Source organism: Paenibacillus sp. LjRoot56 (genome assembly GCF_964253335.1).
GTDB lineage: Bacteria > Bacillota > Bacilli > Paenibacillales > NBRC-103111 > Paenibacillus_E > Paenibacillus_E allorhizoplanae.
The window spans coordinates 157,047-181,641 of the sequence record NZ_CAXURV020000005.1 but is presented as its reverse complement, the minus strand read 5'-3'; the positions used below and the strand labels follow the sequence as shown (position 1 = coordinate 181,641).

At 47.7% G+C, this 24,595-nt stretch carries 26 protein-coding genes; 17 read left to right on the top strand and 9 right to left on the bottom strand.

Going from position 1 to position 24,595, the window contains the following annotated elements; all coding sequences use genetic code 11:
• Nucleotides 1–359: 359 nt before the first annotated feature.
• Complete coding sequence (locus ACSQ8O_RS32830; RefSeq protein ID WP_436245122.1) at nucleotides 360–1,874, bottom strand: ATP-binding protein; 1,515 nt, start codon at nucleotides 1,872–1,874, stop codon at nucleotides 360–362.
• A complete protein-coding gene (locus tag ACSQ8O_RS32825; protein ID WP_056610663.1) occupies nucleotides 1,871–2,554 on the bottom strand; it encodes a response regulator transcription factor in 684 nt (227 codons plus the stop codon). The genes ACSQ8O_RS32830 and ACSQ8O_RS32825 overlap by 4 nt, the downstream gene beginning before the upstream one ends.
• Before the next feature lie 214 nt (nucleotides 2,555–2,768).
• On the opposite strand from ACSQ8O_RS32825, the gene ACSQ8O_RS32820 reads away from it, so the two are divergent.
• From ACSQ8O_RS32820 to ACSQ8O_RS32810, 3 genes are all read left to right on the top strand, one after another.
• A complete protein-coding gene (locus tag ACSQ8O_RS32820; RefSeq protein ID WP_436245121.1) occupies nucleotides 2,769–3,698 on the top strand; it encodes an FAD:protein FMN transferase in 930 nt (309 codons plus the stop codon).
• Between the two features lie 210 nt (nucleotides 3,699–3,908).
• A complete protein-coding gene (locus ACSQ8O_RS32815; RefSeq protein WP_436245120.1) occupies nucleotides 3,909–5,168 on the top strand; it encodes an NAD(P)/FAD-dependent oxidoreductase in 1,260 nt (419 codons plus the stop codon).
• A 117-nt stretch (nucleotides 5,169–5,285) separates the two neighbouring features.
• Complete coding sequence (locus tag ACSQ8O_RS32810) at nucleotides 5,286–5,444, top strand: hypothetical protein (RefSeq protein ID WP_164483561.1); 159 nt, start codon at nucleotides 5,286–5,288, stop codon at nucleotides 5,442–5,444.
• Between the two features lie 90 nt (nucleotides 5,445–5,534).
• Here ACSQ8O_RS32810 and ACSQ8O_RS32805 read toward each other — a convergent pair whose 3' ends face one another.
• The 4 genes from ACSQ8O_RS32805 to ACSQ8O_RS32790 form a co-directional block, all read right to left on the bottom strand.
• Nucleotides 5,535–6,890 (bottom strand): dicarboxylate/amino acid:cation symporter, encoded by a 1,356-nt coding sequence (locus ACSQ8O_RS32805; RefSeq protein WP_056610673.1) that lies wholly within the window; start codon nucleotides 6,888–6,890, stop codon nucleotides 5,535–5,537.
• A 177-nt stretch (nucleotides 6,891–7,067) separates the two neighbouring features.
• Nucleotides 7,068–7,811, bottom strand: coding sequence for a hypothetical protein (locus ACSQ8O_RS32800; RefSeq protein WP_436245119.1), 744 nt, complete (start codon nucleotides 7,809–7,811; stop codon nucleotides 7,068–7,070).
• A 528-nt stretch (nucleotides 7,812–8,339) separates the two neighbouring features.
• Nucleotides 8,340–8,756: a hypothetical protein gene (locus tag ACSQ8O_RS32795; protein ID WP_436245118.1), complete on the bottom strand. Its 417-nt coding sequence runs from the start codon at nucleotides 8,754–8,756 to the stop codon at nucleotides 8,340–8,342.
• 117 nt (nucleotides 8,757–8,873) lie between these two features.
• Nucleotides 8,874–9,722 carry an inositol monophosphatase family protein gene (locus ACSQ8O_RS32790; RefSeq protein ID WP_436245117.1) on the bottom strand — a complete coding sequence of 283 codons (849 nt, stop codon included), beginning with the start codon at nucleotides 9,720–9,722 and terminating at the stop codon, nucleotides 8,874–8,876.
• Between the two features lie 168 nt (nucleotides 9,723–9,890).
• Here ACSQ8O_RS32790 and ACSQ8O_RS32785 point away from each other — a divergent pair, with 168 nt between their 5' ends.
• Nucleotides 9,891–10,856, top strand: a complete 966-nt coding sequence (locus ACSQ8O_RS32785; RefSeq protein WP_056610687.1) for an aldolase catalytic domain-containing protein — start codon at nucleotides 9,891–9,893, stop codon at nucleotides 10,854–10,856.
• 92 nt (nucleotides 10,857–10,948) lie between these two features.
• On the opposite strand, the gene ACSQ8O_RS32780 is transcribed toward ACSQ8O_RS32785, so the two are convergent.
• On the bottom strand, nucleotides 10,949–11,272 hold the full coding sequence (locus tag ACSQ8O_RS32780; RefSeq protein WP_436245116.1) for a hypothetical protein: 324 nt from the start codon (nucleotides 11,270–11,272) through the stop codon (nucleotides 10,949–10,951).
• 181 nt (nucleotides 11,273–11,453) lie between these two features.
• On the opposite strand from ACSQ8O_RS32780, the gene ACSQ8O_RS32775 reads away from it, so the two are divergent.
• The 8 genes from ACSQ8O_RS32775 to ACSQ8O_RS32740 all read left to right on the top strand — a co-directional run bounded on the left by ACSQ8O_RS32775 (nucleotide 11,454) and on the right by ACSQ8O_RS32740 (nucleotide 19,266).
• On the top strand, nucleotides 11,454–12,548 hold the full coding sequence (locus tag ACSQ8O_RS32775; RefSeq protein WP_436245115.1) for a GerAB/ArcD/ProY family transporter: 1,095 nt from the start codon (nucleotides 11,454–11,456) through the stop codon (nucleotides 12,546–12,548).
• A 13-nt stretch (nucleotides 12,549–12,561) separates the two neighbouring features.
• Nucleotides 12,562–13,998 carry a spore germination protein gene (locus ACSQ8O_RS32770; RefSeq protein ID WP_436245114.1) on the top strand — a complete coding sequence of 479 codons (1,437 nt, stop codon included), beginning with the start codon at nucleotides 12,562–12,564 and terminating at the stop codon, nucleotides 13,996–13,998.
• Nucleotides 13,995–15,161: a Ger(x)C family spore germination protein gene (locus ACSQ8O_RS32765; RefSeq protein WP_436245113.1), complete on the top strand. Its 1,167-nt coding sequence runs from the start codon at nucleotides 13,995–13,997 to the stop codon at nucleotides 15,159–15,161. Before ACSQ8O_RS32770 ends, ACSQ8O_RS32765 begins: the two co-directional genes overlap by 4 nt.
• Nucleotides 15,161–15,364 (top strand): hypothetical protein, encoded by a 204-nt coding sequence (locus ACSQ8O_RS32760; RefSeq protein WP_436245112.1) that lies wholly within the window; start codon nucleotides 15,161–15,163, stop codon nucleotides 15,362–15,364. Before ACSQ8O_RS32765 ends, ACSQ8O_RS32760 begins: the two co-directional genes overlap by 1 nt.
• Nucleotides 15,365–15,440: 76 nt before the next feature.
• Nucleotides 15,441–16,310: a PIG-L deacetylase family protein gene (locus ACSQ8O_RS32755; RefSeq protein ID WP_436245111.1), complete on the top strand. Its 870-nt coding sequence runs from the start codon at nucleotides 15,441–15,443 to the stop codon at nucleotides 16,308–16,310.
• Nucleotides 16,311–16,357: 47 nt separating this feature from the next.
• A complete protein-coding gene (locus tag ACSQ8O_RS32750; RefSeq protein WP_436245110.1) occupies nucleotides 16,358–17,098 on the top strand; it encodes a response regulator transcription factor in 741 nt (246 codons plus the stop codon).
• On the top strand, nucleotides 17,095–18,459 hold the full coding sequence (locus ACSQ8O_RS32745; RefSeq protein ID WP_436245109.1) for an ATP-binding protein: 1,365 nt from the start codon (nucleotides 17,095–17,097) through the stop codon (nucleotides 18,457–18,459). Before ACSQ8O_RS32750 ends, ACSQ8O_RS32745 begins: the two co-directional genes overlap by 4 nt.
• Before the next feature lie 258 nt (nucleotides 18,460–18,717).
• Nucleotides 18,718–19,266 (top strand): C40 family peptidase, encoded by a 549-nt coding sequence (locus ACSQ8O_RS32740; RefSeq protein ID WP_436245108.1) that lies wholly within the window; start codon nucleotides 18,718–18,720, stop codon nucleotides 19,264–19,266.
• A gap of 552 nt (nucleotides 19,267–19,818) precedes the next feature.
• On the opposite strand, the gene ACSQ8O_RS32735 is transcribed toward ACSQ8O_RS32740, so the two are convergent.
• Nucleotides 19,819–20,277: an Hsp20/alpha crystallin family protein gene (locus ACSQ8O_RS32735; protein WP_056610716.1), complete on the bottom strand. Its 459-nt coding sequence runs from the start codon at nucleotides 20,275–20,277 to the stop codon at nucleotides 19,819–19,821.
• 129 nt (nucleotides 20,278–20,406) lie between these two features.
• Between ACSQ8O_RS32735 and ACSQ8O_RS32730 the strand changes: the two genes are divergently transcribed.
• From ACSQ8O_RS32730 to ACSQ8O_RS32710, 5 genes are all read left to right on the top strand, one after another.
• Nucleotides 20,407–20,631, top strand: coding sequence for a spore germination protein (locus ACSQ8O_RS32730; RefSeq protein WP_056610720.1), 225 nt, complete (start codon nucleotides 20,407–20,409; stop codon nucleotides 20,629–20,631).
• A gap of 35 nt (nucleotides 20,632–20,666) precedes the next feature.
• On the top strand, nucleotides 20,667–20,876 hold the full coding sequence (locus ACSQ8O_RS32725) for a spore germination protein GerPB (protein ID WP_436245107.1): 210 nt from the start codon (nucleotides 20,667–20,669) through the stop codon (nucleotides 20,874–20,876).
• Nucleotides 20,877–20,964: 88 nt separating this feature from the next.
• Nucleotides 20,965–21,675, top strand: coding sequence for a spore germination protein GerPC (gerPC, locus tag ACSQ8O_RS32720; protein WP_436245106.1), 711 nt, complete (start codon nucleotides 20,965–20,967; stop codon nucleotides 21,673–21,675).
• 46 nt (nucleotides 21,676–21,721) lie between these two features.
• On the top strand, nucleotides 21,722–21,904 hold the full coding sequence (locus tag ACSQ8O_RS32715) for a spore gernimation protein GerPD (RefSeq protein WP_236288069.1): 183 nt from the start codon (nucleotides 21,722–21,724) through the stop codon (nucleotides 21,902–21,904).
• A gap of 3 nt (nucleotides 21,905–21,907) precedes the next feature.
• Nucleotides 21,908–22,420, top strand: coding sequence for a spore germination protein GerPE (locus tag ACSQ8O_RS32710; RefSeq protein WP_436245105.1), 513 nt, complete (start codon nucleotides 21,908–21,910; stop codon nucleotides 22,418–22,420).
• A gap of 384 nt (nucleotides 22,421–22,804) precedes the next feature.
• Here ACSQ8O_RS32710 and ACSQ8O_RS32705 read toward each other — a convergent pair whose 3' ends face one another.
• Nucleotides 22,805–24,433, bottom strand: coding sequence for an S-layer homology domain-containing protein (locus ACSQ8O_RS32705; RefSeq protein ID WP_436245104.1), 1,629 nt, complete (start codon nucleotides 24,431–24,433; stop codon nucleotides 22,805–22,807).
• Nucleotides 24,434–24,595 lie beyond the last annotated feature (162 nt).

Genomic DNA, 24,595 nt, shown 5'->3' with positions numbered 1-24,595 from the left:
CTTCCACTTCCACTTCCCCCCCCCCCACAACCATTAACTGTAAAAAATACAGTTAATCCCCTCCCAATTCCCTAATATCAACCTTTAACTGGATTTCCTCCATCTATTTCTGACGATTTCAGTGAAATCAGCCACTTCAGCCAAATTTAGCTACATGAAATCCATCCATTTGCTCAAAAACAGGATTTTCATCCAAATTAACTGTATGAAATCCATCTATTGCCTCCGCTTAGGCTGCATACTCGGCATGAACCTGCTATACCCTCACTCTTGGCTTCTTTGCCACCCTATCTCTCCACTCGCCACGTCAACAGACCAAAAGAGGCCAACGCCTCAGCGTTAGCCCCTTCTATCCCTACCTATCGCGGCAACCGCACGATAAACGCGCTTCCCTCACCGACGGTGCTCTCCACATGAATAGATCCGCCATGCAGCTCCACAATGGAGCGCGTAATCGAAAGGCCTAAGCCCGCTCCGCCGCTGCGTCTTGCCCGCGAGGAGTCGATGCGGTAAAACCGATCAAACAAATGGGCGATATGCTCCGGCGCAATCCCTGGGCCGTTATCACGTACAGCGATCTCAACGGCTGCGTCCCTTCTCGTCAGTGAGACCCTTACCTCACCTGTCTCTGAATGCGTATGCTGGACCGCATTGTGGAACAAGTTGAGGATCACTTGCTTGATTTTATCCGGATCGCAATGACACAGTGTCTCCGGCTCCAAGAGGAAGGTAACCGCCCTCTCGCCTGCGAGCAGACGCAGCTGATGCTCCATTTCATGAAGCACATCGTCCATGGCTACCTCCGTCTTATGGAAAGACGGCGTTCGATCCAACCGCGCCAATAGCAGCAGGTCCTCAACTAATTTATTAATACGGACGGATTCGCCGTGCATGCTTTTCAAAGCTTTCAACAGCGGTTCAGGCTGTTGATATGCCCCACGCAGCAGCACCTCCAGGAAGCCATGAATGGAAGTAAGTGGCGTGCGAAGCTCATGCGAGGCATCCGCAGCAAAACGCCGCATCTGCTCCTTCGCTTCCTTTTCCGCCTCAAAAGAAAATTCCAACCGCTCTAGCATGCTATTAAAGGAAGTCGCCAAGCGATCCATCTCCGCCTGCCCTTGATGGTCAGGGAAGCGTTCATTCAAGTTACCGGAATCAATACTTTTTACCGTATCTACCAAATTAGACAGTGGCACAAGTGTCCGGCGCAGCACAGGCAGGAAGCCTAGCAACCCAATAACCATCGCAAGCATGGATAGAAATAGGAACGTGAGCAGCTGCCTTAGGAGAACATCCTTAATCGGCGCTGTGCTTGTACTTGCTTGAATGAGCCCCTGATAGCCGCGGGAACGATCTGGTTCCCCTCCCCCGATTTGATGAAACACAATTAATTGCTCATTCCCTTTGCTGTCTTTCATGATTAGATGTTCCTGCTTCTTTGTGCGCTTTTGCAGGATTCTCACATATTCTTCTTTGTCCAACTCCAGCGTCGACTGTTCATCTTGGGAGGAAACGAGTTTATAGGTCCCTTTGTCATCAATCAGCGCAATCGTTAAATCCGGTACGAAAATCCGCGGACCTTCGCCGAAATTATCCTGCCGATTGTTGCGCATGAAATCCTGCCTAGGCAGAAATGGGCTCGTACTCTTATCTCCTCCTAGCTCAGCCCGAAGCCACACGTTAGGCGGCAGCGCTGCAAGCTGGTTGCGAATCGTCTCTGCTTTATTTTGAAACATAAACTGCTGCATGAATACATATTGAAACACGCCAATTAACAGCAAGAGTGCCGACATAACCAATAAGGTACGAGATAAAATTTGAAACTTTAAGGATTTCGTCTCCAAGACAGCAGCGAACCAACCGCGCGTCTTCATGTCAAATCCATCCGATACCCCGCCCCGCGAATGGTGCGAATCAGCTTGTGCTCCTTATCTCCTAATTTGTCACGCAGGGAGCGTATGTACACTTCCACAATATTTTCCTCACCGCCAAAATCATAGCCCCACACTTTATCCAGAATCATCGTCTTACTCAGCACGAGACCGTGATTGATCGCCATAAATTTAAGCAACTCGTATTCCGTAGGCGATAGCTCCAAGATCCGATCATGCATACTGATTTCTTTGCGGCGGTCGTCCATGCGAAGCGGTCCAATAACGACTTCCCCGAACAAGTTTGGAAAATGGTTCCGAATCCGCGCATAGATCCGCGCTAGCAGCTCCTCAAAGCTAAACGGTTTGATCATGTAATCATCGGCTCCAAGTGTTAACCCTTTTACCCGATCATCGATTTCATCTTTGGCTGTTAGCATAATGACCGCGACATTGTCTGTCTTCTTAATCATGCGACATACCTCGAAACCATCCATCCCCGGCATCATGACATCCAGAATCGCGATATGCGGCTGAAATTTATTACAAGCTGTGATCGCACTGATGCCATCTTGTGCCGTCATCACTTCGAAGCCTTCGTTCGTTAGCCCTAGCTCTAGAAATTCTAAGATATGCGGCTCGTCATCGACGAGTAGTATTTTAATCCCTTTTAATTGACGCATCTGCAATCGTCTCCCCCGAGAAATTCATTCGTACACGACTTCTACAATCAGTATCCCATATCCTGCCTAAAAGCAATCTGAACAGCGGCTGAAAGCTAGCTGAAAGTTAACATATCTTCAGCTACTTTTCAGCTAACGGTCAATTCAATCTCAGCTACCCCTCATATACTGATCTCATAATAAGTATGGTTTCGACAGAAAAGAGGAATTCCTGATGACAATGACAACAAACACCTTCCTCCCCTTTCATTTTCAAACGCTGGACTCGGCTATTGAACTTCTTCTTCCCCTTGGTGAGCAGAGACAACAGCTGCGGATTCATGAGATCGGCAACGAATGGTTCGGGCGTGAAGAAAAGCGATTCAGCCACAGCCTCCCTGACAGTGAAATTAACCTTTTAAATACATTAGCCGGTGAAAGCTGCCTTGTGTCCAACGCCATGCTAGAGGTGCTGTTCCTTGCTGAAATGTATCAAGCTATTACAGATGGTAAATATACGCCTCTTCTATATAAAGAGAAGACCACGCTAACCCATATACCAGCTCCTGCGACGCAAGGCTGGAAGGTAAATCCAACGACCAAATCAGTTACACTGCCGGAGCATACCTGTATTCATTTACAAGGACTCGACAAAAGTTGGTCCCTGAAAAGATTAACCGACTATTTGAAGAAAACCTTATCTATTTCACGGGGACGCCTGCTATCTCAGGGCGATGTCACGATATGGGGACCATCTAGCTCCGAGCAGGAGCCATGGATGATCGGGATTCAAAATCCATGGCACGAGAACACCAAGTTAGGTGCGATTGCGATGCCAGAGGGAGCGCTATCTACGTACAGTCCGCTCGAAGATCGCAGAGATGCTGACTCTGGCAGCGATGTACTGCAATGCACAGTTGCTGGTCGGGATCTCGTGGCATGCCATGTATGGGCACGATTGTTAGGCTCACTTGGGCTAGAGGCTGGCCTGTCCCTCTTCGCCAAACGCAGTGACGCTTGTGAAGCGATTGTGCTTACCAAGCATGATGAGCTTCACTACTACGGGCGGGAAACCTCCCTCGGGCATCGATGGCTGGATCTTCAGGTCGATCACTATCATTTTAGCGACGGACATGGCAAGCAGGGTGTTGATAGCTTTACCTAAAGGATTGCATGGAAGATCGATTGTGGATGATATTAGGAAAAAATAAATGTTATCCACAATTCACCTATGTTTGTCCACAGTCGATAGGTCAGTTATCCACGAAATCAGTTGTTTTATCAACAAGTTATCCACGTGCTGTGTGTATCTTTTGAATATCTAGCTCTTTACATGCTATGATATAGAAAATACGCGAGGCAGGGGCTTTATGGAATGACATATGATGTAATCGTAATTGGCGGCGGTTCTGCTGGCCTCATGGCTAGTATTGCCGCAAGCAGAGACGGCGCAAAAGTGCTGCTCGTCGATAAAGGAGATAAGCTGGGACGCAAGCTCGGCATTTCTGGCGGCGGCAGATGTAACGTGACGAACAACAAAGACATGGATGAATTAATCAAGCATATCCCTGGCAACGGGCGATTCCTTTATAGTGCATTCACCCATTTTGGGAATAAGGATATTATTGCTTTCTTTGAGAATCTCGGCATCCAGCTCAAGGAAGAGGACAATGGTCGGATGTTTCCCATCAGCGACAAGGCCAAAACCGTTGTCGACGCGTTGATCGGCCAAGTGCGGCGCCAGGGCGTGGAGATCCGGACCAACAGTCCGGTCAAAAAGGTCTTGTACGCGGACGGCCGCGTCAGCGGCGTTCAGCTGCAGGGCGGAGAGACGATTAGTAGCCGCGCTGTGATCGTCGCCTCCGGCGGATGCTCGGTGCCGCATACCGGCTCCACGGGAGACGGTTATGCGTGGGCTGAGGCAGGCGGGCATACCATCACGCCGCTCTTTCCGACCGAGGTTCCGTTAACCTCGAAGGAGCCTTTCATCCGCAGCCGCGAGCTGCAAGGACTGTCCTTGCGCGACGTGACGCTCAGCGTGCTGAACGCGAAGGGGAAGCCGATCATCGCGCATCGCGGCGATATGCTGTTCACCCACTTCGGTCTGTCAGGGCCGATCGCGCTGCGCTGCAGCCAGTTCGTTGTGAAGGAACTGAACAAGTCCGAGCGCAAGGAAGTGCTCGTCACGGTGGATTTGTTCCCTGATCTGAGCACCGACGAGGTGTACAATGAGAGCATGACGCTCGCTAGAAGCGACGCGAAGAAAGCGATCAAAAACGTGCTCAAGTCCCTGCTATCCGAACGGCTCATCCCGTTGTTGCTTGCGAAGTCGGAGCTGGACGAACTGCTAACGTACGACAACATTCCGAAGCAGAAATGGATGGAGTTGTGCAAGCTCATGAAGGCCTTCCCTGTTATCGTCAAGGGGACGCTGTCTTTGGAAGAAGCTTTCGTGACTGGCGGCGGCATTCAGCTCAAGGAAGTCGATCCTAGCACGATGCAATCTAAGCTGGTTCAAGGTCTCTACTTCTGCGGAGAAATCCTCGATATTCACGGATACACGGGCGGGTATAACATCACCGCCGCATTCTCGACGGGCTATATGGCGGGTACGCATGCGGCGATGCAGGAGTGATATCTTCCCAAAAACTTTTTAGCGAAAACGTAGCAGTCCGGTGATTCAGCCTTCTCCCTAACGGGTATTAGTTGGTATAGAGATCAACCCCCATACCAGAAAAGGGAGCTGAAAACGATGGAGCCGACGAAAAGCGTGGACATTGAGCAGAAGCGAATTGAGCAAAAATTTGACAAGGGACTTGTCGCATCAACCTTTATCAAATATGCAGCGTACATCATTATCATTTTCGGACTGCTGTATTTCCTGGTTCGTTACGTATTCCCGCGGTTTTAGATACCGACAAAGGGGGAGCATCGCTTACCCCAAAACCAAAAAGACGAACACACACCCAAGGTGCTGTTCGTCTTTTTGCATGTCAATTTATTAAGCAGTTGCTAATTCCAACTCATCTTCCTCATCACGATCGAATGAAGCGCGGTCGAATTCACCTTCGGATTCAGCTACAAGCAATGCTGTAACTGTTGTTCCCGTTGCATTAACAGCTGTACGACCCATGTCGATCAAGGCTTCAACGCCTAGAACTAGACCCATACCTTCAAGCGGCAAGCCAAGTGCAGTCAATACAACCGTTGTTGAGATGGATGCAGGACCTGGTACACCAGCTACCCCGATGGAGGAAATGACAGCTACTAGGATTAACAATAGATACTCAGAAATACCTAGTGGAAGATTGTATACTTTTGCTACGAAAATCGCTACAACCGCCGGCCAAACGCCGCCGCATCCGTTGAAGTTCATCGTTGCCCCTAATGGTGCCACGAAGCTTGCGATACGCGGTGAAACGCGAAGGCGTTTCGTGATAACTTCCAAGTTCACAGGAAGTGTTGCATAGCTACTGCGTGTTGTAAAAGCAACAGCGATCGTCGGATATGCCTTTTTGAAGAATTTAATTGGATTCACTTTCGCTACCAGCAGCACAAGGCCACCGAATACCAAGACGAAGTGAATAATTAATGCCACGTAGGAAGTCAAAATGATTTTTGCTAACGGCTCCAATGTTTCCCAACCGTATTTAGCTGCCATAGCCGCGATCAACGCGTACACCCCATAAGGTGTCAAACGAATAACATACTTAACAACTTGGTGCATAACCGCAGCTGCTGAAGTAACGAAAGACTTCACGGATGCAACAGCTTCAGGTTTTTTGGAGCCTATGGATACGATCGCCACAGCTACGAAAATCGCGAAGATTAGAACCGGTACAACCTTACCACTCGCCATGTCGCTAATTGGATTGGATGGTACTAGATCCAAAATAACTTGGGAGAAAGTCGGAATTTCTTTGGCTTTAAAATCCTTCGGAACTGCTTGAGCGATCCCATTACCTGGATCAATCGCCAATGCCACAAGTAGACCGATTAATGCTGCGATTCCTGTTGTGAGCAGGAACCAACCAATAGTCTTGAAACCCAATTTACGAAGTTGAGCCATGCTGGACAACGACGAAATACTGTTAATAACTAAAATAAATACCAGTGGCATAACAAGCATTTTGATCAGATTGACGTAAATCGTTCCGATCGTACTAACACTTTTAAATTGCAGACCTGCCTGATTGAAAATGACCCCTGCGATGATACCTAAGCCTAAACCGATAAATACGCGGTTACCGAAACTGACTCTCTTTCTACCTAAAAAATAGATAAATCCAATCACTACTAATGATACGACTAAACTGACCCAGTTCGTTTGAAATGCACTAACTAAGTTGTTTTGCATGGTCAACATCTCCAATCCCTATTGGTTCACTTGGTTTAATTGTGATAAATATATGACAACTCACATAGGCTGTCAATGGTTACATTTTCCAGTTAACATAAAAACCGAACATTCCTCCTATTTATACGAAGGTCGATTCGGCTTTAGTTCTTTTTTATAAAATTTCGTGTAAATTTTCTACATCGTATGCTGATCATGAACGATAGCAACCACATACCACTGTGATCCTGTATATTCAAAAACAAGTCGTAAGCTGGTCCAATCCATACCTTGATACTGGGGATCGAAACCAGGGAAATGGTATTCAACTGTTATATAGGAAGACGTAGGATACACGCTGAACACATTGTTGATCATATTCCCTTTGCCAATAATCGAGTTATAGCTAATCTGTGGTGCGGCGGCAAAGTTAGCGTTATACACAAATTTCGCCCAATAGTTGGGCATCGTAAGATCAATGGGGTCACCTGACCCATCGAAAGTTCCCCAATGCGTAAGACTTGAGCTAGCCCATAACGTCGCAAGATTGCTACCTTGTACTTGAATGTCTGTCGCTGTGTGAATGTAGGAATATGGTGAGAATTGGACACCCTTCTGCGGATGCACGAGACCTGCAAGCTTCGAAATATTCTTCTCCTTTAGTAGGGACATCACTTCTTGGGCACGGGCTTCGATGACTTTCTTCGCATCTGCCGATGTCGAGAAGCTGGGAGGCGTTGCTGCTGGAGAAGGCTTCACGCTAGCTGTTGCCTGCGGCGTAGACGTCGCAATTGGTGTCGTTGGCACAGGAGAGGGCGACGAAGTGACACTTGTGGTTGGTTGCATCGTGGTTGGCTCCGAGCTGTTCGAGACCCCATTTACGGTCATCTTCTCACTGCAGCCTGTTAGTACACTGACCAAACTAACCATAACCACGACCATGGCGATCTTCCTCCTACATCCCATGAGAACCACTCCTTTTTCAAATATCTTCCTTATTACACCAAACGTATGCGAGCCGTGAAAGGTTACATTCTTTTCAACACCTCATGAAATAATGTTGGAAAAGGGAAGAGTAACTATCGGAGCCCGGATATACGGTCTAAGGTGAAGATGACTTGAGTTAAACGGCACAAAATAACTGGAAAATGTACAGCTATTCAAGGCAATCTCCCTTCAATATTAGATTTAGATGGAAAACGTACAGTTAATATCTCCAAATTTGGTCATGTGGACGGAAATCTCTGAATTTAACTGTAGGTAATCCATCTATTCTGTTTTTTGGAGGAAAAACTCTTGAATTAGCTGTAGAAAATCCATCTATTCTTAAAAGAACAAAAGTCGCCAGGCCAAAAAGCCCGAGGATCATACCCTCGAGCTATTATCATTGTCCACGCTTGGTCCGTACTTCTGCTCGTTCTGCACGTCCAGGCTCAGACCCGCTTCGCATCGCCCGACTACCACCGCCAGTTAAATACGAATACCGGCGCTAAAGTGATTGTAGTCATCCGCCGAAGGATCGAAGGCCGCCTCGTCATCACTCGGTACCGCATCGCGGTCCGCTACCACCGCGGATGCGGCATAGCTGTCGGGCCAATCTTCATTCACGGTATGTGCCGGAATGCGGATGGAGCCCTCCAGGTCATAAGCCATTGCGAAGGTGGCCTGCTCGGATTGCATCTGCGACCGATCCACGAGCCGTCCGCCGTGGGATTGAGCAATCTCGATGGCTGAGGTGATCTCCTGCGCATCTAGATGAATGTGCAGCGTTGCGCGCTCCCCTTCCAGCAGCTCCGGCTTGTAGCCGAGCTCTTCTAATGTGTCTAACGCCAGCAACGCATCTCGCGTTTGATCGAATTCAAAAAAGATAGGAACAAAGTCCTTCATCTAACAGCACCCTTTCTTCTAAAAGTTTTTCGCCAGAAAAACTGGCATCGTAAGCATAAGCTCAAATGGAAAGTCTGCCATTAGGTTTGACCAATTGTTCCTATCCTATTCGGAAACCTATTTCACCGTCTTCATCAGTGCTTCTTGAACGAGCTGGAGCAGCTCCGAGTGGTAGGCCGGCACAGCTGCGACCAAATAGATAGCTCCGTCCATCACCGCTTCCTCTACGACTGCTGTGCCACCGAGCAAAGCTACCGGATTCCCCGCGAAATCCGTCACTTTCACACCAGCCTCCTGCGCAAGCAGTAAGCCAGCATAGAGATCCTCCCCTTCGGAGTTGTACAGAACAACCCCGTGCAGATCTCCTCTGGCCAGCATCGCCCATACAATGGAAGGCGCCCATAAGCGCATCACTCTTTTGACCGAATACTCCAGATGATGTCGGAGCGCTAATGCCCGCTGATCGTCTTTCGTTACGGCATGCCCTTGAATCCATGAAACGGTAGACTTCGTTAGTGCACCGCTAGGCCTCGCCAGCAACCGTCTGTCACCTTGCCAAGCTCCTTCATCTTGAACAGCCACATAAGTCAGTTCCATGGCCGAATCATGTACGACACCCAGTACAATCCGACCTTGATAACTCAATGAAATGGAAACACCGTACAAGGGGATGCCCAGTGCGAAATTGTTCGTCCCATCCAAGGGATCCACGTGCCACACCCAATCACTTGCTGATCCACCCTCACCCGCTTCTTCACTATAGATGCGATGAGTCGGAAACACACTCAGGATGTCATCCACGATAAGACGATCCGCCAGCACATCCACCTCTGTCACGAGATCACCACGCTCATCTTTGTGCTCAAGGATGAATTGACCACCAAAACGTTTCTTGGCCAATTCACCTGCTTTCACAGCTGCTCCTACAGCAACCTCTCTTGCTAATGTCCATTCGTTCCGATTCATTCCGTGCATCCTCCTCACGTGATCACTTCTGTCCCTTCCATATTACCATATCCTACCTAGGAAAGTTGCGTGAAAGCCTACGCTTGCATTGACAAGCCACCTGTTCATAAGTGATAATATAGCAAAATCAGAAGGCGACAAGAGCTGTCGAAAGGGGTATTTGCGAGTATGGTAAAGCATCATCAACACAAGATTTTGGATTGTACGATTCGAGACGGCGGTTTAGTTAACGATTGGGATTTTAGCGTGGAGTTTGTCCAAGATATGTATCGCGGCTTGAGCGCTGCCGGCGTAGAATATATGGAAATTGGTTACAAAAACTCAGAAAAGTTACTAAAAGGCGGATCATCCGGCCCTTGGAGATTCCTAAACGAATCCTTCTTGCGTGATGTTATCACCAAAAAAACAGATACAAAACTATCCGCTCTTGTTGATATCGGACGTGTGGATGAGAAAGACATTTTGCCTCGTGAAGACAGCTTACTTGACCTTATCCGCGTTGCTTGTTACATCAAGGATGTTGATAAAGGTCTTGAGCTTGTTCAGAAATTTCATGACATGGGTTACGAAACATCCCTGAACATCATGGCGCTTTCCCACGTAATGGAGAACGAATTAACGGAAGCCTTTGAAGAAATCAACAAAAGCGCAGTTGACGTTGTTTATGTCGTAGATTCTTACGGCAGCATGGGCAGCAAAGATATTGACTACCTAGTATCCAAATTCCAACGCTTACTTCCTGAGAAGGAGCTAGGCTTGCATATGCATAACAACATGCAGCTTGCTTTCGCTAACACGATCACAGGAGCCTCCAAAGGCGTAACTTTCTTGGATTCATCCGTATACGGTATGGGTCGCGCTGCTGGTAACTGTACGACTGAATTGTTGCTCAGCCACCTCAAAGGTGCACGCTACGATGTACGTCCTGTTCTTGAAATCATTGAGAAGCACATGATTACAATGCGTGAGAAATGGGATTGGGGATACCTCATTCCATACATGATCGTTGGTGCACTAGACGAGCACCCTCGTACAGCAATGGCCTTGCTTGACTCAGCTGAAAGAAATAATTTCACTGATTTCTACGATCGTTTAACTTCCGTAGAAACATTCCCATCTGCAAGCAAAAAATAATCAACCTAACCTCAACAACCCCTACTCGCCAGTTCAGGAAAGATTAGCTCCTGACTGCACGACTAGGGGTTTTTTGCACCACATGAAAACCATTACTTGATAATTTTTGCCGAAACGACATAGTTTTCTGCGTAAGCCCGATCGATTAAGAAAATGAAGTCCTCCCTTTCTCTACGACTGAGACTCCTTCTCGGATGCACCTCGATATAATCACTATCAATGAGCATTGTACATTTCTCATCCGTATAGATTAACCCATTTTCTAAGCGTTTCATGGCTTCCATCATAACTTCCCGCGATTTTAAATCCCCAAGAATTTCCACGTAAACTTTAGCAGTAGCATCACGATCTTGGAGTAAAATCACTACCTTGTGTTTGACTTTAATGCGCACCTTCTTTTTGGGAGATATGCTCATAGGTTCTACTCCTTCATTACGTCTATGGAGTTATTTTATGTCGGCATAGGGTCATGTGGACTAGGCTAATGGACGATTTCACTATCTATTCTGTATGACTTCAGGTGTTTAAAGGCAAGGAAGGATATTTTTTCCCTAATTTGAAAATAGTAAGATCATTAGCACGTCAGGGGGGTTCAGTGTGATTCAAGTGCTCTCGACATGGCAAACATTCTGTCTGTTGTTTTTATTCCAGCTGGGTACAACCATTGTATTTGGCTTCGCTGGCGGTGCTAAGCAGGACGCTTGGTTAGCTGCCCTACTCAGTGCCACCATTGGTATAGGCATCGTATGGATGTTTTCTCGAATTTATGAACGCAATCCAGGTGAAACCTTGGTTTCCCTGCTTCAAATAACCTTCGGCAAGTATGTAGGCCACCTGTTAACCTCTCTCTATATTTTTGCTTTTATTTACGAATCGGGGCGTATTCTAAGGGATTTAGGTGAGTTAATGAGCACATTTCTACTCCCAAGTACACCAGCCCCGTTCTTAATGCTGCTACTTGTCTTATTAGTTGCTTATGCTTGTTATGCCGGGATTGAACGAATTGCTCGGTTAGCTGAACTCAGTATTATCATCGTTATTTTGTTTACCTGCATCCAACTCATTTTGCTTTTCTTCTCGGATGCCATTGACTTCTCGTGGCTGCTGCCTGTTGCATCGGATTGGCGAAGCATTGGTGTAACGATATTCCCACTAGGCTTAACAACAACCTTCGGTGAAGTTATCATCTTCGCCGTATTCTGGAAATTAACTGTCAGCCCTAGCAAGTTTCGTAAGGCTGCGCTGTACTCCTCCCTTCTAGTCGGCACAGTTTTTGTCGTACTTGATCTTATTGCCGTTAGTACGCTGGGACCTGACCTGTTCTACCGTTCCTTTTATCCGCTGCTCACCAGCTTTCAGTTGATCCGAATTGCCGATTTCATCGACAATTTGGATCCCTTTGTCGTAACAACTTTCATAACAGGCGGCTTGTTCAAAATCATGCTGTACGCCTATGCGGCATGCACAACAATCACCATGCAGTGGAAAACGGAAAATCATCGCGCGGTTATTATACCGGTCGCTTTACTGATTTGGTTTATTTCCATCTACACCGCCAAAAACATTGCCAGCCATATTTTTGTAGGCCTGAAGGTTGTTCCTTGGATTATTGAACTCCCTTTATTCGTCGTAATCCCATTGGTTATTTTCATCTTGAACGGGGTATTCAAAAAACGCAGCGTAGGGAGCTAAGGAGGGAAATCGGATGCAACAAACACCCGTTGATGAAGCCATCGATATTGCTCAGCTGCAAGCTGAGATCAATCAGCAGCTTGATCACGATCCAGATTTAGTCTTTGTACACATCCGTTCTACCCTTATCGCTTACATCTCAGGCTTGGTTGACGCTGAGCGGATTGAACGCGAGATAACCAAACCCTTATCTGAAGCGCAGCCAACAACAGGAACGCTTTCCTCCCACCTGCTAACGCCGGAAGTCAAACAAACCAATCTCTTTGAAACGTTGATCGACAGTCTGCTCATTGGCTTTGTTATGATCGCTGAGCAAGGGGAGATGGAAGTACTATTGGCCAATTTGGCCTGCTTTCCACATCGGAGTATCGAGCAGCCTGAAACAGAATCAGGTGTCCGCGGCCCCAGGGAGGGCTTCACAGAGCATTTGGAAACGAATGTTGCCTTACTGCGACGTCGTTTGAAAACAGACAAAATGCGGATCAAAACCTGGCAAATCGGCGCCCTCAGCCAAACGGAGGTACGGCTCATTTATTTGGACGGCATCGCGGATCAAGAAATTGTCGATGAAATCATGAAGCGGTTATCCGCTATTCGTATTGATGCCGTACTGGAGAGCAGCTATATCGAAGAAATGATTCGGGATAATCCCTTTAGTATTTTCCCTACCATGGAATACACGGAAAGGCCCGATGTGGTAGCTGGCGCTCTCCTAGAAGGGAAAGTCTCTATTTTCACCAATAATACGCCTTTCGTGTTACTTGCTCCTTTTCAATTCTGGTCGGCCTTTCAGTCCAGCGAAGACTACTACTTGATGTTCACCAGTGCAACCTTCATACGGTTTATTCGCTCTTTGTCTATCATTCTGGCTCTTCTATTGCCTTCTCTTTATGTGGCCATTACAACCTTCCATCCTGAAATGCTGCCGACGAATTTACTACTTGCTGTTGCAGGAGCCCGTGAAGCCTCCCCTTTCCCTGCTATGGTCGAGGCACTCATCATGGAAATTACATTTGAAGCACTCCGGGAAGCGATACTCCGATTACCACGCGTCATGGGACAAACCGTCAGTATCGTCGGCGCACTCGTCATCGGACAAGCGGTTGTACAGGCTGGGATCGTATCTACGCCCATGGTCATCGTTGTTTCAGTGACGGGAATCGCTTCCTTCATGATTCCGCGCTATAACATGACCTTTTCCATTCGGATTATGCGCTTGCTGCTGCTCTTGCTTGCAGGTACGCTCGGCTTCGTCGGAATCCTGCTGGGGCTGTTTACACTTGCCCTCTATTTGACGGGAATCCGTTCCGTTGGCGTTCCCTACCTATCTCCGATTGGACCTTTGCGATTAAAAGGACTGCGGGACTTTCTAGTTCGTTCTCCTCATTGGCTCCTTGACCGTGATCTGGTTCCTACTCCGCCAGAGGCGGATATAAAGAGGCACGAATGATGAGAAAAGTAAATCAACTGATGGCGTACACGATGATTCTAATCCTGTTGACAGGGTGCTGGGACCGCAAAGAAATTAATGATATTGCCATTATGCAGCTTTCCGCATTTGATCTGATGATGGATACAGGCAAGTACCGTGGCTATGTTCAAATTGCGATCCCCAAATCGATTGGTGCAGGCCAATTGACCACAAGTGGTGGTACACAACAGAAGACGTACATGTCGCTCGTCGATTATGGCGACAATATGGAGGCTATGTCCGTGAAGCTAGAGCGCAAGCTTTCAAGAGATCTGTTGCCTTCACACCGCAGGATCTTCATGGTCGGAGAATCCTTAGCCCGGCAAAACATGGCGCCTGTGCTAGATTTCATTTCAAGAAATCCCAAAAATCGTTTACGCACCTATCTTGTTATTGCTCGGGATACCGATGCGAAAAGTCTAATCGAGACGGAGTACCCCTTGGAAGCCACAAAGGAAGAAGCCTTGCGTGAAATCATTGTTCGAAAAACGGTGGTCCCTTCGATGCTCCGCAATTTCTATGCCTCCTCCGCCGCTACCGGTATTGAGCCCATTGCGGCTGCGTTCTCCAAAGATAAAGATGGTAAAATTCTATTGAACAGCGTTGCCTTGTTTAATAGAACCGCTTTGGTAGGCTATGTGGACGACATGCAAGCTGTTGCGCTTACGAGCCTGTTAGGCAATAAGCCCTTCGGCGACGTGGAGATAGCTCTCCCTGACCAGAAAAATAAATTGTCTGTTCGAGTCACTACGTTAAATGTTAAGAAACGAGTGGAAATCTCCGGTGAGCAACCGCATTTTATTATGGATATTACAGCAACTGGCCGTATTATGGATAATAATTCGAATCTGGATCCAAGCGATCCCGCTATTGTGGAGAAGCTCAATGCATCTTTTCAAGAGCAAATTACGAAGATATATCAGAAGCTTTTTCACACCCTGCAAACGACCTATAAGACGGACAATGCCGGTCTCGGACAATCTGTCTATCGGAAGTATCCAAAGCTGTGGAAAAAAATCGAGAAGGACTGGGAAACTATCTTCCCTGAAGTAGACGTCCAGTTTAAGGTTGCCGCTAATATTTATCAAATCGGTGTTCAAGGCGCTCCTTATTACTTAAGAGAGGATGAGATTAGTCAATAATGTGGATTAAATTGACCGCACTTACGATTCCATCCATCCTCATCGCCATCCAGCAAATGTCCTATTGGACGAAACAGGGAAGCCGCAAACAAGCTTTGGTCTTTCTCCTCTGGATGATCATAGCTTGGGGGATCGGATGCGCCTTTATCGGCGGATTCCGTCTTCCAGAACCTACAAAACCCTTATTCCCTGGCTGGGAGTAGGTCGGGTTAACACGCATCCGCTTCTGCCCACATACATTAATCTCATTGATTAATGTAATCGTGGGAGGAATTGTGTTTGAAGAAATATCCGGTTGATTTACTTATATTTGCCCCGCATCCTGATGATGAAATACTAGGGACAGCTGGCACGATCATGGACGCCATTGCCTGCGGCAAGAGAGTTCATGTCGTGTTCTTCACGAATGGCGATGGCTACCCAGAAGCGGCTACCCTCTTATTCGGTAAGCCGCCAGAAGAGCTAGGGCCAGCGCATTACTTGGAGCTGGCGCGTATACGCCAGCAAGAGGCTCTGGCAGCCGCGGCGCTGATCGGGCTTCGCCCACAGGATCTCACGTTCCTCGGCTATCCAGATGCCGGTCTGGGCCGCGTATATGCGACTACGGGCGCTATGCCGCCCTTTCAGCAGCGCTTTACGCAGCGGCAGGCAACCTACGGCGGGCTTGTGCCTGATTTTCACTCGATGTATTACGGCTGCCCCGCACCGTATCGAAAGGCTTGTGCCCTCGGTGATACGAAGGCATTGATTACGATGCTGCAGCCCAAAGAAATCTATGTCACGGATGCCGCTGATACCCATCTCGACCATGGGGCGACTCATGCTTTCGTCATGGAAGCCATCCTGCAAACTGGGTATATGGGTGCGGTCTACACGTATTTGATCCATAGCGGTGCGGAATCTCAGTGGCCATGGCCACGCGGCATCACGCCTGAGCTTCCTTTCGAAGCGCATCTTGTAGAGGGACATCGCGTTCCGTTGAACGTGCCTTGGCCGCCGCCGATCCGCCGGCCACTGACATTGGCTCAGGCCTATTGCAAGTGGCAGGCACTGCTTGCTTACCGTACGCAGATTCCAGTTGAACCGGAGTTTCTACAATCTTTTATTAAATGCGAAGAGATTTTCTGGACGCCGAATCCATACAAATAAACGCCGCTGCCTGTATCCAGTGGCTTTGGGAGTGAATATGAGCCGCTATGAGCCGCATTTTGCTAATTGAAGATGAAGAACGTATTGCCCGTGTGCTGCAGTTAGAGCTTGAGCATGAAGGCTATGAGGTACTTATTTGTGGGGATGGGCGATCTGGACTTCAAGCTGCCTTGAGCGAAGAAGGATGGGATCTCATCCTTCTTGACGTTATGCTCCCAGAGCTCAACGGACTTGAGGTTCTTAGGCGCCTTCGACAGGTCAATGCCTCGCTGCCTGTCATTCTGTTGACTGCGCGCGACGCCATCCCTGATCGTGTCAGCGGGCTGGATCAGGGCGCCAACGACTATGTCACGAAGCCTTTTGCCACAGTAGAGCTGTTAGCCCGCATTCGCAGTCTACTCCGGCAGAAGAGCCTGCAAGAGCAAGTGCCCGAACAGGATCATTTGCTGAAAATTGATGAGCTTACGATGGATTTGAAGAGCCGTGCGGTCTCGCGTGAGGGCACAGCCATTGAGCTGACGCCAACGGAGTTTGATTTGCTGCGCTTCCTGATTCAGCATCAGAACGAGGTGATGTCGCGTGAGCAAATTATCACCGAAGTGTGGGGCTATGATTTTATTGGGGATACGAATGTTGTCGATGTGTATATCCGTTATTTACGTCAGAAAGTGGACAAGCCTTTCACCACCAAGCTGATTCAGACGATCCGTGGCATCGGCTATTTGATTAAGGCGGAAAAGACGGATTCAGAAGGCAACTCCTCCTCCGATGGGCAGGAATCTGTATGAGCCTGAGACTAAAAATTACGTTATGGGTATCAATCGGTTTGATGGTAATCCTGTTCTTCAGCTTTACTTTTGTATATTACATGTTTATCCGCGTGACAACGAAGGGTGAAATTGATCTTTTGAAGGATAAAGCCAGCGCTTTGTTGCTGAAGGATCTACCTAACCATCCCGAGTATTGGAAAGATAATATGCAAATGGATGAGCTGCTCATCCCACAAGAAATGCTGCGATATATTACACCAGACTCGAAGGTCGCACATGAGATTTATTCCGATACGAATCTGGCCAGTTACCCAGCAAGCTATTCAACTAAGGCGTCTGAGGCCTTATTAACTGATGCAGATGGCATCATACTATTCGTTCGGACACCCGTGTTCAAAGACGGGAAACAAGTAGCCCTCTTAGAAATAGGACGCAGCCTGCGAAGACTTGGCATGTACTCCGAAATGTTGATCTCGATTCTTGTCCTGACTTCCATTGGTGCGCTCATATTGGCTCTGATTGGGGGTTATTTTTATACGAATGTGCTGTTTCGACCGCTTAAACAATTCATCGCTACCATGCAAAACATTGAGGAAAGCGGGTCATTCCGTCGTATTACACTGCCTGCCAACCAAGCTAATGATGAACTCATGATGCTTGGCAACACCTTCAATCGCATGATTGACAGGCTGCAAGATATGTTTCGTAAACAGGAGCAATTCCTCGCCGATGCTTCTCACGAGCTGCGAACCCCGCTCACGATTATTGAAAGCTATGCGAGTCTCTTGCGGAGATGGGCTTCCAGCAATGATCAATTGCGGGAAGAGGCCCTAGAAGCCATCGTATCTGAGTCTGCCCAGCTGAAGCTGCTCACGCAAAATCTGCTTTCACTCACGAATACAAACCGTACAAATTGTGAGCAGAATACAGAATTCGACCTTATTCCACTGGTAGAGCAAACTGCCGCGTCTCTCCGCGTCACTTCTTCCCGAGATATTCGGGTACAGTTCGAGCACAATATGAAGGAACTCCCGATGACAGGCGATCCCTATCAGATCAGGCAGTTGCTTATTATTTTAATAGACAACGCGTTAAAATATAGCCAGAAGATCGTGGATATCCGCATCTGTTTGCAAGAGAAACAGGTGATTATCAAAGTCATGGATCAAGGTATTGGCATCGCGGAAGAGGACCTCCCCCATGTCTTTGACCGCTTCTATCGGTCTGATAAAGCTAGGAACCGTAAGCAAGGAGGAGCAGGTCTTGGGCTCGCTATTGCCCAGCATATTGTGCAAAAACATCAAGGAACCATAGAGCTCCTAAGCAGTCTAGGACTAGGCTCCACGGCCGTTGTAACGCTTCCACAATCCTGTCAATAAGAACATTATAAGGGGATTCTCATCATTCTCTCAGAATTGGGCTTCCCCCCTGATATAGCGCGATTTAAAAGGTTGCATGGTAAATAATAGGGCAATTTTCATCTGGTATACTGAGTCTCAGGTGGACAACCACATCGCAAGGTTACTCAAATAAGAGTCAACTGACCAAGATTCTTGCGGATATTCATTGAAGTATCTAATCTTCAATGCAAGATAGTTTGGCGAAAACTCAGCGAAAACTCTAAGGAGGTAAACCCCATGAAAAACCCACAAAAAACTTGGTACAAAAAATTAGTCGTTACGGCATTGTCCGTATCAATAGGATTATCAGTAGCTGCAGCAGCTACACCAGGTAAGGCAGAAGCAGCTACGAGCGCGTCAACAGAAGTAGCCAATGCTACAGCGCTTACAGCGTCAGCAACATCGACTTCCAGAGGTAGTCAAGTCATTTCCATTGGTAAAAGATATTTAGGAACACCTTACAAATTCGGAGCAACTGCAGGTCAAACACGTAACTTTGACTGTTCTTCCTTCACACAATATGTATTTAAAAAAGTAGGCGTTAGCCTGCCGCGTACATCTCAACAACAAGCACGTGTAGGTAAGTATGTATCTCGTGGCAATCTGCGCGTTGGCGATTTGGTGTTCTACTCGATCCCAGGTAAGCCAGGTGTGATTCACCACGTTGCAATCTACATGGGCAATAACAAAATCCTTCAAACCTACGGCGCTGGCGGCGTTCGTATCACCAACATGAACAGCGGTACGTGGGCTTCCCGCTATATGACAGCACGTCGCGTGCTGTAGTAGGTTAACGGCAGCCACTGCTTAACTAGCAAATAAACGAGAGTCGGATAACCGAGAGTCGAACTAGATGGAAAACCTCCATCTAATTCGGCTCTTTTTGCGTGATAAAACAAAATAGCTGGATTTTCTGCCGTTAATATTGGCTATTTGGGCGAATTGGTGAGGAAACGCTGAAATTAGCTGCATATAATCCATTTGTTTTCATTTTCGGCCTGTTTTCTGCGGGAAATAACGACAGGAAATACATCTAATTTGTGGAGGGGGGAGTGGCGCCGGACTGTAATCGTGCGGTGTGCGTGCTACGAGAGCTGATGTGGAGATTGGTGTGCTGTGTGTTGTGCTGTGTGTTGTGCTGTGTGTTGTGCTGTGTGTTGTGCTGTGTGTTGTGCTGTGTGTTGTGCTGTGGAGTTGGTGGGAGTTGAGCAATTTGTACGACCTAGTAAAATAAGCGTTTCTTGCCTGTTGTGGCGGCCGCTCCTCCTCCCTGCCAAAACCAAAAGAACCCCCTCAGCCATATGGCCTAAGGGGGTTCTTTTGGTTACAGCGCGGTGACTAGTACCGGATATACGCCTCATGATAGCTCTCCTTCAACCCTCGCTTGCGAATCTTGATCTCCAATACTCGCTGCTTATAGGTGACATTGGCAGTTCTCGGCAGCACCAGCGTTGGCACTTTGATAATGCGGTTCTTACCATTCGTAAAGCCTGTCAGCTTAATTTGATTCGATTTGACGAACACTTGGAGCGCTCTTGGATCTTCTTCCTTTGCAATTTTCACCTTAACAATGACGTGCTCATGCGTCTCAAAAATTTCTGTACCGATGGTTCCAGAGGATGAAATGTTGGCATCCATGCCTGGCATCGCTTTTTTCAGCATGTCCTGTACATATCCTTCAGCCCACGTCATATTATCTAGAAAGGTCTGCCCTTTTTCGGCGAATGGCAGCTTTTGTCCAAGAAACTTCTCAACCTGTTCCCACTTCAGCCAAGGATGGCGATTAAATCCGCTCAAGCCTATCACCTCATTTTGCTAACAGTATATGTGCCTACCTCCCGATGTGACACCCTCCCGAAAATTCAGAGCACCTCTAGGCGGATACCTCATATACTGTAGGTGTGATAACGCAAGGGGGATCGGATTATGCCAGCTATCGTCGGGAATGTGAAAATTATTAGTGTCGGCTCCAGCTCTGTCGTTCATTTCGGCGATTCCTTTATTATTTCACCTACTAGCTCCTCCAAGACTTTCGCTGGAGCCGGTTCATTTAACACCGGGGATTTTCCGCGTGTCTATAATACGTACAGTACGACGGTCACCAATGATTCTGACTTTATCGATGCGAATGCGAGCGGCAATATCCTCTGACAATTGTCAGCCTAGAGCGAGGTGTTCCACAGCGTATGAACTGGACCATCCATCAAACCATTATGATTCAGCAGCTAAAAGTAAACTCTGTCGCCAACTCATCCGTCCTCCAAATTGGCACAGCGGGATCGATTCGTTCCTTGTCCAATCTGTACAATACAGGCGGTTTCGTAGAGCCTGCTCCGGAGCTTGGAACAAGTGAGGTTAATCCTGTAACCCTTGTTCCTCTGCCGGCACCGACATAACGCTAAGCAAATCTTACTTACTGCGCTTCAAGATTAGCCAGGCAGTCCTTTGAATATCGGAGTAATCCGGAAGGAGGTGCATGTCCGAATGAATAACGCGATCACGTGGCAGCAATGGGCCCAGCAGATCACCGCTTGTCTAGAAATGCAGAAACAGCGCATCGATAAGTTAGAGCAAACCGTAAACAAGCTGCAGGCGGATCTGAAAGCCATGAAGGACGAGAAGCGCATTCACATTGATAAAATAGAATATAATTTTGATCAGCTTAAGGTTGAAAAGCTAGACGGGACGCTAACGATCGGAATCAGTCCTAGCGCAATAGATCAAATTGAGGATCTCAGTGTGAACGGTAATTCCTTGAACAAAGAAAGTAACGGTGGCGGTATGGCTCCTATGGATATGAATCCTTTTTACCAGGGCGGGCAATATCAGGGGACAGGACCAAGCGGCGGGATCGGCACGGGTCAAGAGGCAGTGCGCGGAGAAGCTGCAAAGCAAGGAAAAGACATTCAAGCGGATGTCGCTAGCGGCATTGAACAGTATTTGCGGTTTGGCGTACAGGGCGATATTAACAACCTTGAACATAAATATCAGCATCCACTCGATGAGGATTACAAAGATTTGATTATCGAAGATATTCGCAAGCAACTGGATACACGTATCCAACATTATGTGAATCAATACCGCGGCGTTGGGTTCAAAGAACCTTTGGAGGCTGTAACCAACAATATTATGGACAAAACGAAGCAAGACATCCTTACAGCAATAGAGACTTACATATCCAGTCTGCCCAAGTAAATGGTTCCAACTAGATCAACTATTTTAAGGGAGAGAAGGGCTAAAGATGTTTAATTTACATGTTGAAAACAAACAAATCTGTGTTGGCGATGTCCGTATCGTTGGGGTATCCAGTGCGTCCGTTTTCCTGATCGGGGATACAGAGGTCATCTCCTTATCCTCCATGTTTGACACGCCACCGGAATCGGTCATCATCGCCCCTTTCGTTCCACTTGCTTCGGAGGGCTAATCGATGGTTCGACTATCGATTGTTGGCAACATCTATATTAATAGCATAGGCTCAGCAAGCACGATGCAAACAGGTGATAATGTGTATACTGCCTTGCAGAACCGAGTTTTTGCTGTCCAGCGTGAAGTGCCTATTTATTATGGGAATGAGGGCAGCTTCGCGGCTTACCCTTTCTACCAAAGACCTTTTCCTATCCCTCAGCCTCCCGAACCTTTCACAATGTGTGTGGATAACTTAGGGAGTTATATAACGGTTCGTAACATCCGTATTCTCGGAGTTGCGGCTTCATCTCTTTTTCAAATTGGCAGCAATCGTGTAACGAGCTCGGAAACCCGCATCAAAAACATACGTCAATTCGTGACCAATAAACCTGGTCCCAAGGGACAACAGACGTTTGTGCATACAGGGACAGATGACACAATTGGCGATATCCCAACGAAGCCGAAAGAAACTGCTGAGAACAAACCGCCACGTATTGTATTCGTTACCCAACAGCAGCAATCTAAACCAACGTAAGGAAACCAACGTAAGGATTGAAAATGGCGCTAAGTGGCGCAAACATCCTAACAAAGGCGAATAGATTGAGTAAGCGTAGAGGTCAAAGATGTGAAAAGACACTTATTTTTGGCGTAAACAACTCAACAAGAGGAATAAGTGCAAAAAGGCATCCTTTAGCGCCTAAAGCTACAAAAATGGTGGGCGCAGACAGAAATAGTTGCTTTTTCGCAATTATTTCTGTATCGAGAAGCTGATTCGAACAAAAAGGTTGCACTTTTGCACTTTTGCAAGCTCTTTCGCAGTTGTATTCACACCACGAACACATCTTGAACAGGTGATTATCGCAAAATATCGCACAAAGAGGGTCCCAGCCATATCACATGGCTTGGGACCCTCTTCTACTTACGGCATAAGCAGCGGCTGCGCGCGGCTCAGCAGTGCAGCCATCTGCGCTCGCGTCAAGGATGCGAGCGGGCGGAACGTGCCGCCTTCGAAGCCGTCGACAAGGCCCCTGCTGCTCATCGCAGCAATAGCCTCTGCCGACCAGCTATCCGCTGGCACGTCCGTGAACGTCTTCGCCACGCCGCTACCCGGCGTGGTCAGCTTTAACGCGCGGGAGAGCAGCACACTCATCTGCTCCCGCGTCATGCTCTGATCGGGCGCGAAGCGATCGTTGCTGATGCCCTGCATCAGCCCGTGCTGCTGCGCGATCCCGATCGCCTGCGACGCCCAGTGGGTCGCAGGCACATCCTTGAACGCGGCACTGGAGGCTGCCGCGCTCTCTAGTCCAAGAGCGCGCACGATAATCGTCGCGGCTTCAGCCCTTGTGAGCGCCGCGTCGGGCGCGAACGTGTCTGCGGCTGTGCCGAGCATCCAGCCGCGATTCGCTGCGTTCAGGACGTCGGCCTGCGCCCAGTGCTTTTGCATATCGGTGAAGTAAAAACCATCTGCCCATAGCTGGTAATAGCTCCAAGTATCATCAGCTTCCTGATTCAAACTCCAGCTGCCTGTTCCTTTTAACCCATATTTTCCCACTAACTTCAGCTTCGCTTTCATAGATTGCTCGTTATCGAACCAAACCGTGTAAGTACCGGCTGCTAACTCATTACCGTTCACAGTTGCTTTCGCATCTGTTGATAGGATCGTAAATGTAGCAACGGGTGACTGGCTTGCTGCATCATAACGGATTGTCCCTCGATATTGATCTACTAGCTTTTGAACACTCTTAGCAGCGATCCCTGCCCCATCGGATGCAGAATCTTGGTTCCAATAGCGGCCATATAATGGCATGCCCAATACGATTTTATTCGCTGGAGCTTGAGACAACGCATACTGAATGGATTTCTCAACAAAGGGCAAGCTAGCAACAGGACCCGGCGTAGGATCGCCAGGATAGCTCTCATCATAGGTCATGACCATTAGATAATCACTGACAGCCGCCAAAGCTTTATAGTCATACAGACCGATCCAATTCGTCGTAGAACCTGTTGGATTCGCAGCCACCGCTACAGAAACTTCCATCGTACTCGGCAGCTCCGCGCGCAGCTTTTTAACGAAATCGGTATACTTGTCTCGGTATTCCGCTCCTACATTTTCAATATCTAACTGGATGCCGTCTAGCTGATTAGCTTTGATACTTGCCACAAGTTCTTTAACTAGAGTTTCGCGTTCATCGATCGCTTTTCCACCAATCGTTCGGTCAAAATCGTTACTTAGAAAGGGGACAACTCTCTTCCCTTGCCTGTGCATCTCCGTTATGAAGGAAGCCTGCAGATCTGTAACCTCTAAACTACCATCTTCGTTAATATGATAATAACTCGGCGACACCACATCTAAGGTATCTCCGCTCTTATTGACTTGTGACGTATACGTACTAGGTGCTCCGCTGAATAAGTAGGACATATTGAACTTCCCCTGAGCCACCGTAGCCCCTGCTAAAACATCATTCTTGTATACGAACGTAACCTGACACATCGCACCGACGACGACTAGGGCCACAACAAGCCTTCGCCATCCACGTTTGGATTTCACCTTGTCTCATCCCCTATTCGATTCGTTATGATTCCTTCTATCATCCTAGAAAGCTACCAAAATCGCTACGAGTAAATACTGGGGATACGTAAAAAAACCGCTACAGCTGCGTGCTTGCACGCTGCCGTAACGGTCAAAATCTAACGGTTATTCACCGCTAGA

Coding starts and splice junctions, on each gene's coding strand:
- ACSQ8O_RS32815 (WP_436245120.1), top strand. CDS start 3,909: ATGACATATGATGTAATCGTAATTGGCGGCGGTTCTGCTGGCCTCATG.
- ACSQ8O_RS32830 (WP_436245122.1), bottom strand. CDS start 1,874: ATGAAGACGCGCGGTTGGTTCGCTGCTGTCTTGGAGACGAAATCCTTA.
- ACSQ8O_RS32710 (WP_436245105.1), top strand. CDS start 21,908: ATGGTTCGACTATCGATTGTTGGCAACATCTATATTAATAGCATAGGC.
- ACSQ8O_RS32725 (WP_436245107.1), top strand. CDS start 20,667: ATGAACTGGACCATCCATCAAACCATTATGATTCAGCAGCTAAAAGTA.
- ACSQ8O_RS32770 (WP_436245114.1), top strand. CDS start 12,562: ATGCAACAAACACCCGTTGATGAAGCCATCGATATTGCTCAGCTGCAA.
- ACSQ8O_RS32825 (WP_056610663.1), bottom strand. CDS start 2,554: ATGCGTCAATTAAAAGGGATTAAAATACTACTCGTCGATGACGAGCCG.
- ACSQ8O_RS32730 (WP_056610720.1), top strand. CDS start 20,407: ATGCCAGCTATCGTCGGGAATGTGAAAATTATTAGTGTCGGCTCCAGC.
- ACSQ8O_RS32715 (WP_236288069.1), top strand. CDS start 21,722: ATGTTTAATTTACATGTTGAAAACAAACAAATCTGTGTTGGCGATGTC.
- ACSQ8O_RS32785 (WP_056610687.1), top strand. CDS start 9,891: ATGGTAAAGCATCATCAACACAAGATTTTGGATTGTACGATTCGAGAC.
- ACSQ8O_RS32765 (WP_436245113.1), top strand. CDS start 13,995: ATGATGAGAAAAGTAAATCAACTGATGGCGTACACGATGATTCTAATC.
- ACSQ8O_RS32790 (WP_436245117.1), bottom strand. CDS start 9,722: ATGAATCGGAACGAATGGACATTAGCAAGAGAGGTTGCTGTAGGAGCA.
- ACSQ8O_RS32800 (WP_436245119.1), bottom strand. CDS start 7,811: ATGGTCGTGGTTATGGTTAGTTTGGTCAGTGTACTAACAGGCTGCAGT.
- ACSQ8O_RS32760 (WP_436245112.1), top strand. CDS start 15,161: ATGTGGATTAAATTGACCGCACTTACGATTCCATCCATCCTCATCGCC.
- ACSQ8O_RS32805 (WP_056610673.1), bottom strand. CDS start 6,890: ATGCAAAACAACTTAGTTAGTGCATTTCAAACGAACTGGGTCAGTTTA.
- ACSQ8O_RS32810 (WP_164483561.1), top strand. CDS start 5,286: ATGGAGCCGACGAAAAGCGTGGACATTGAGCAGAAGCGAATTGAGCAA.
- gerPC (WP_436245106.1), top strand. CDS start 20,965: ATGAATAACGCGATCACGTGGCAGCAATGGGCCCAGCAGATCACCGCT.
- ACSQ8O_RS32740 (WP_436245108.1), top strand. CDS start 18,718: ATGAAAAACCCACAAAAAACTTGGTACAAAAAATTAGTCGTTACGGCA.
- ACSQ8O_RS32795 (WP_436245118.1), bottom strand. CDS start 8,756: ATGAAGGACTTTGTTCCTATCTTTTTTGAATTCGATCAAACGCGAGAT.
- ACSQ8O_RS32820 (WP_436245121.1), top strand. CDS start 2,769: ATGACAATGACAACAAACACCTTCCTCCCCTTTCATTTTCAAACGCTG.
- ACSQ8O_RS32745 (WP_436245109.1), top strand. CDS start 17,095: ATGAGCCTGAGACTAAAAATTACGTTATGGGTATCAATCGGTTTGATG.
- ACSQ8O_RS32780 (WP_436245116.1), bottom strand. CDS start 11,272: ATGAGCATATCTCCCAAAAAGAAGGTGCGCATTAAAGTCAAACACAAG.
- ACSQ8O_RS32750 (WP_436245110.1), top strand. CDS start 16,358: ATGAGCCGCATTTTGCTAATTGAAGATGAAGAACGTATTGCCCGTGTG.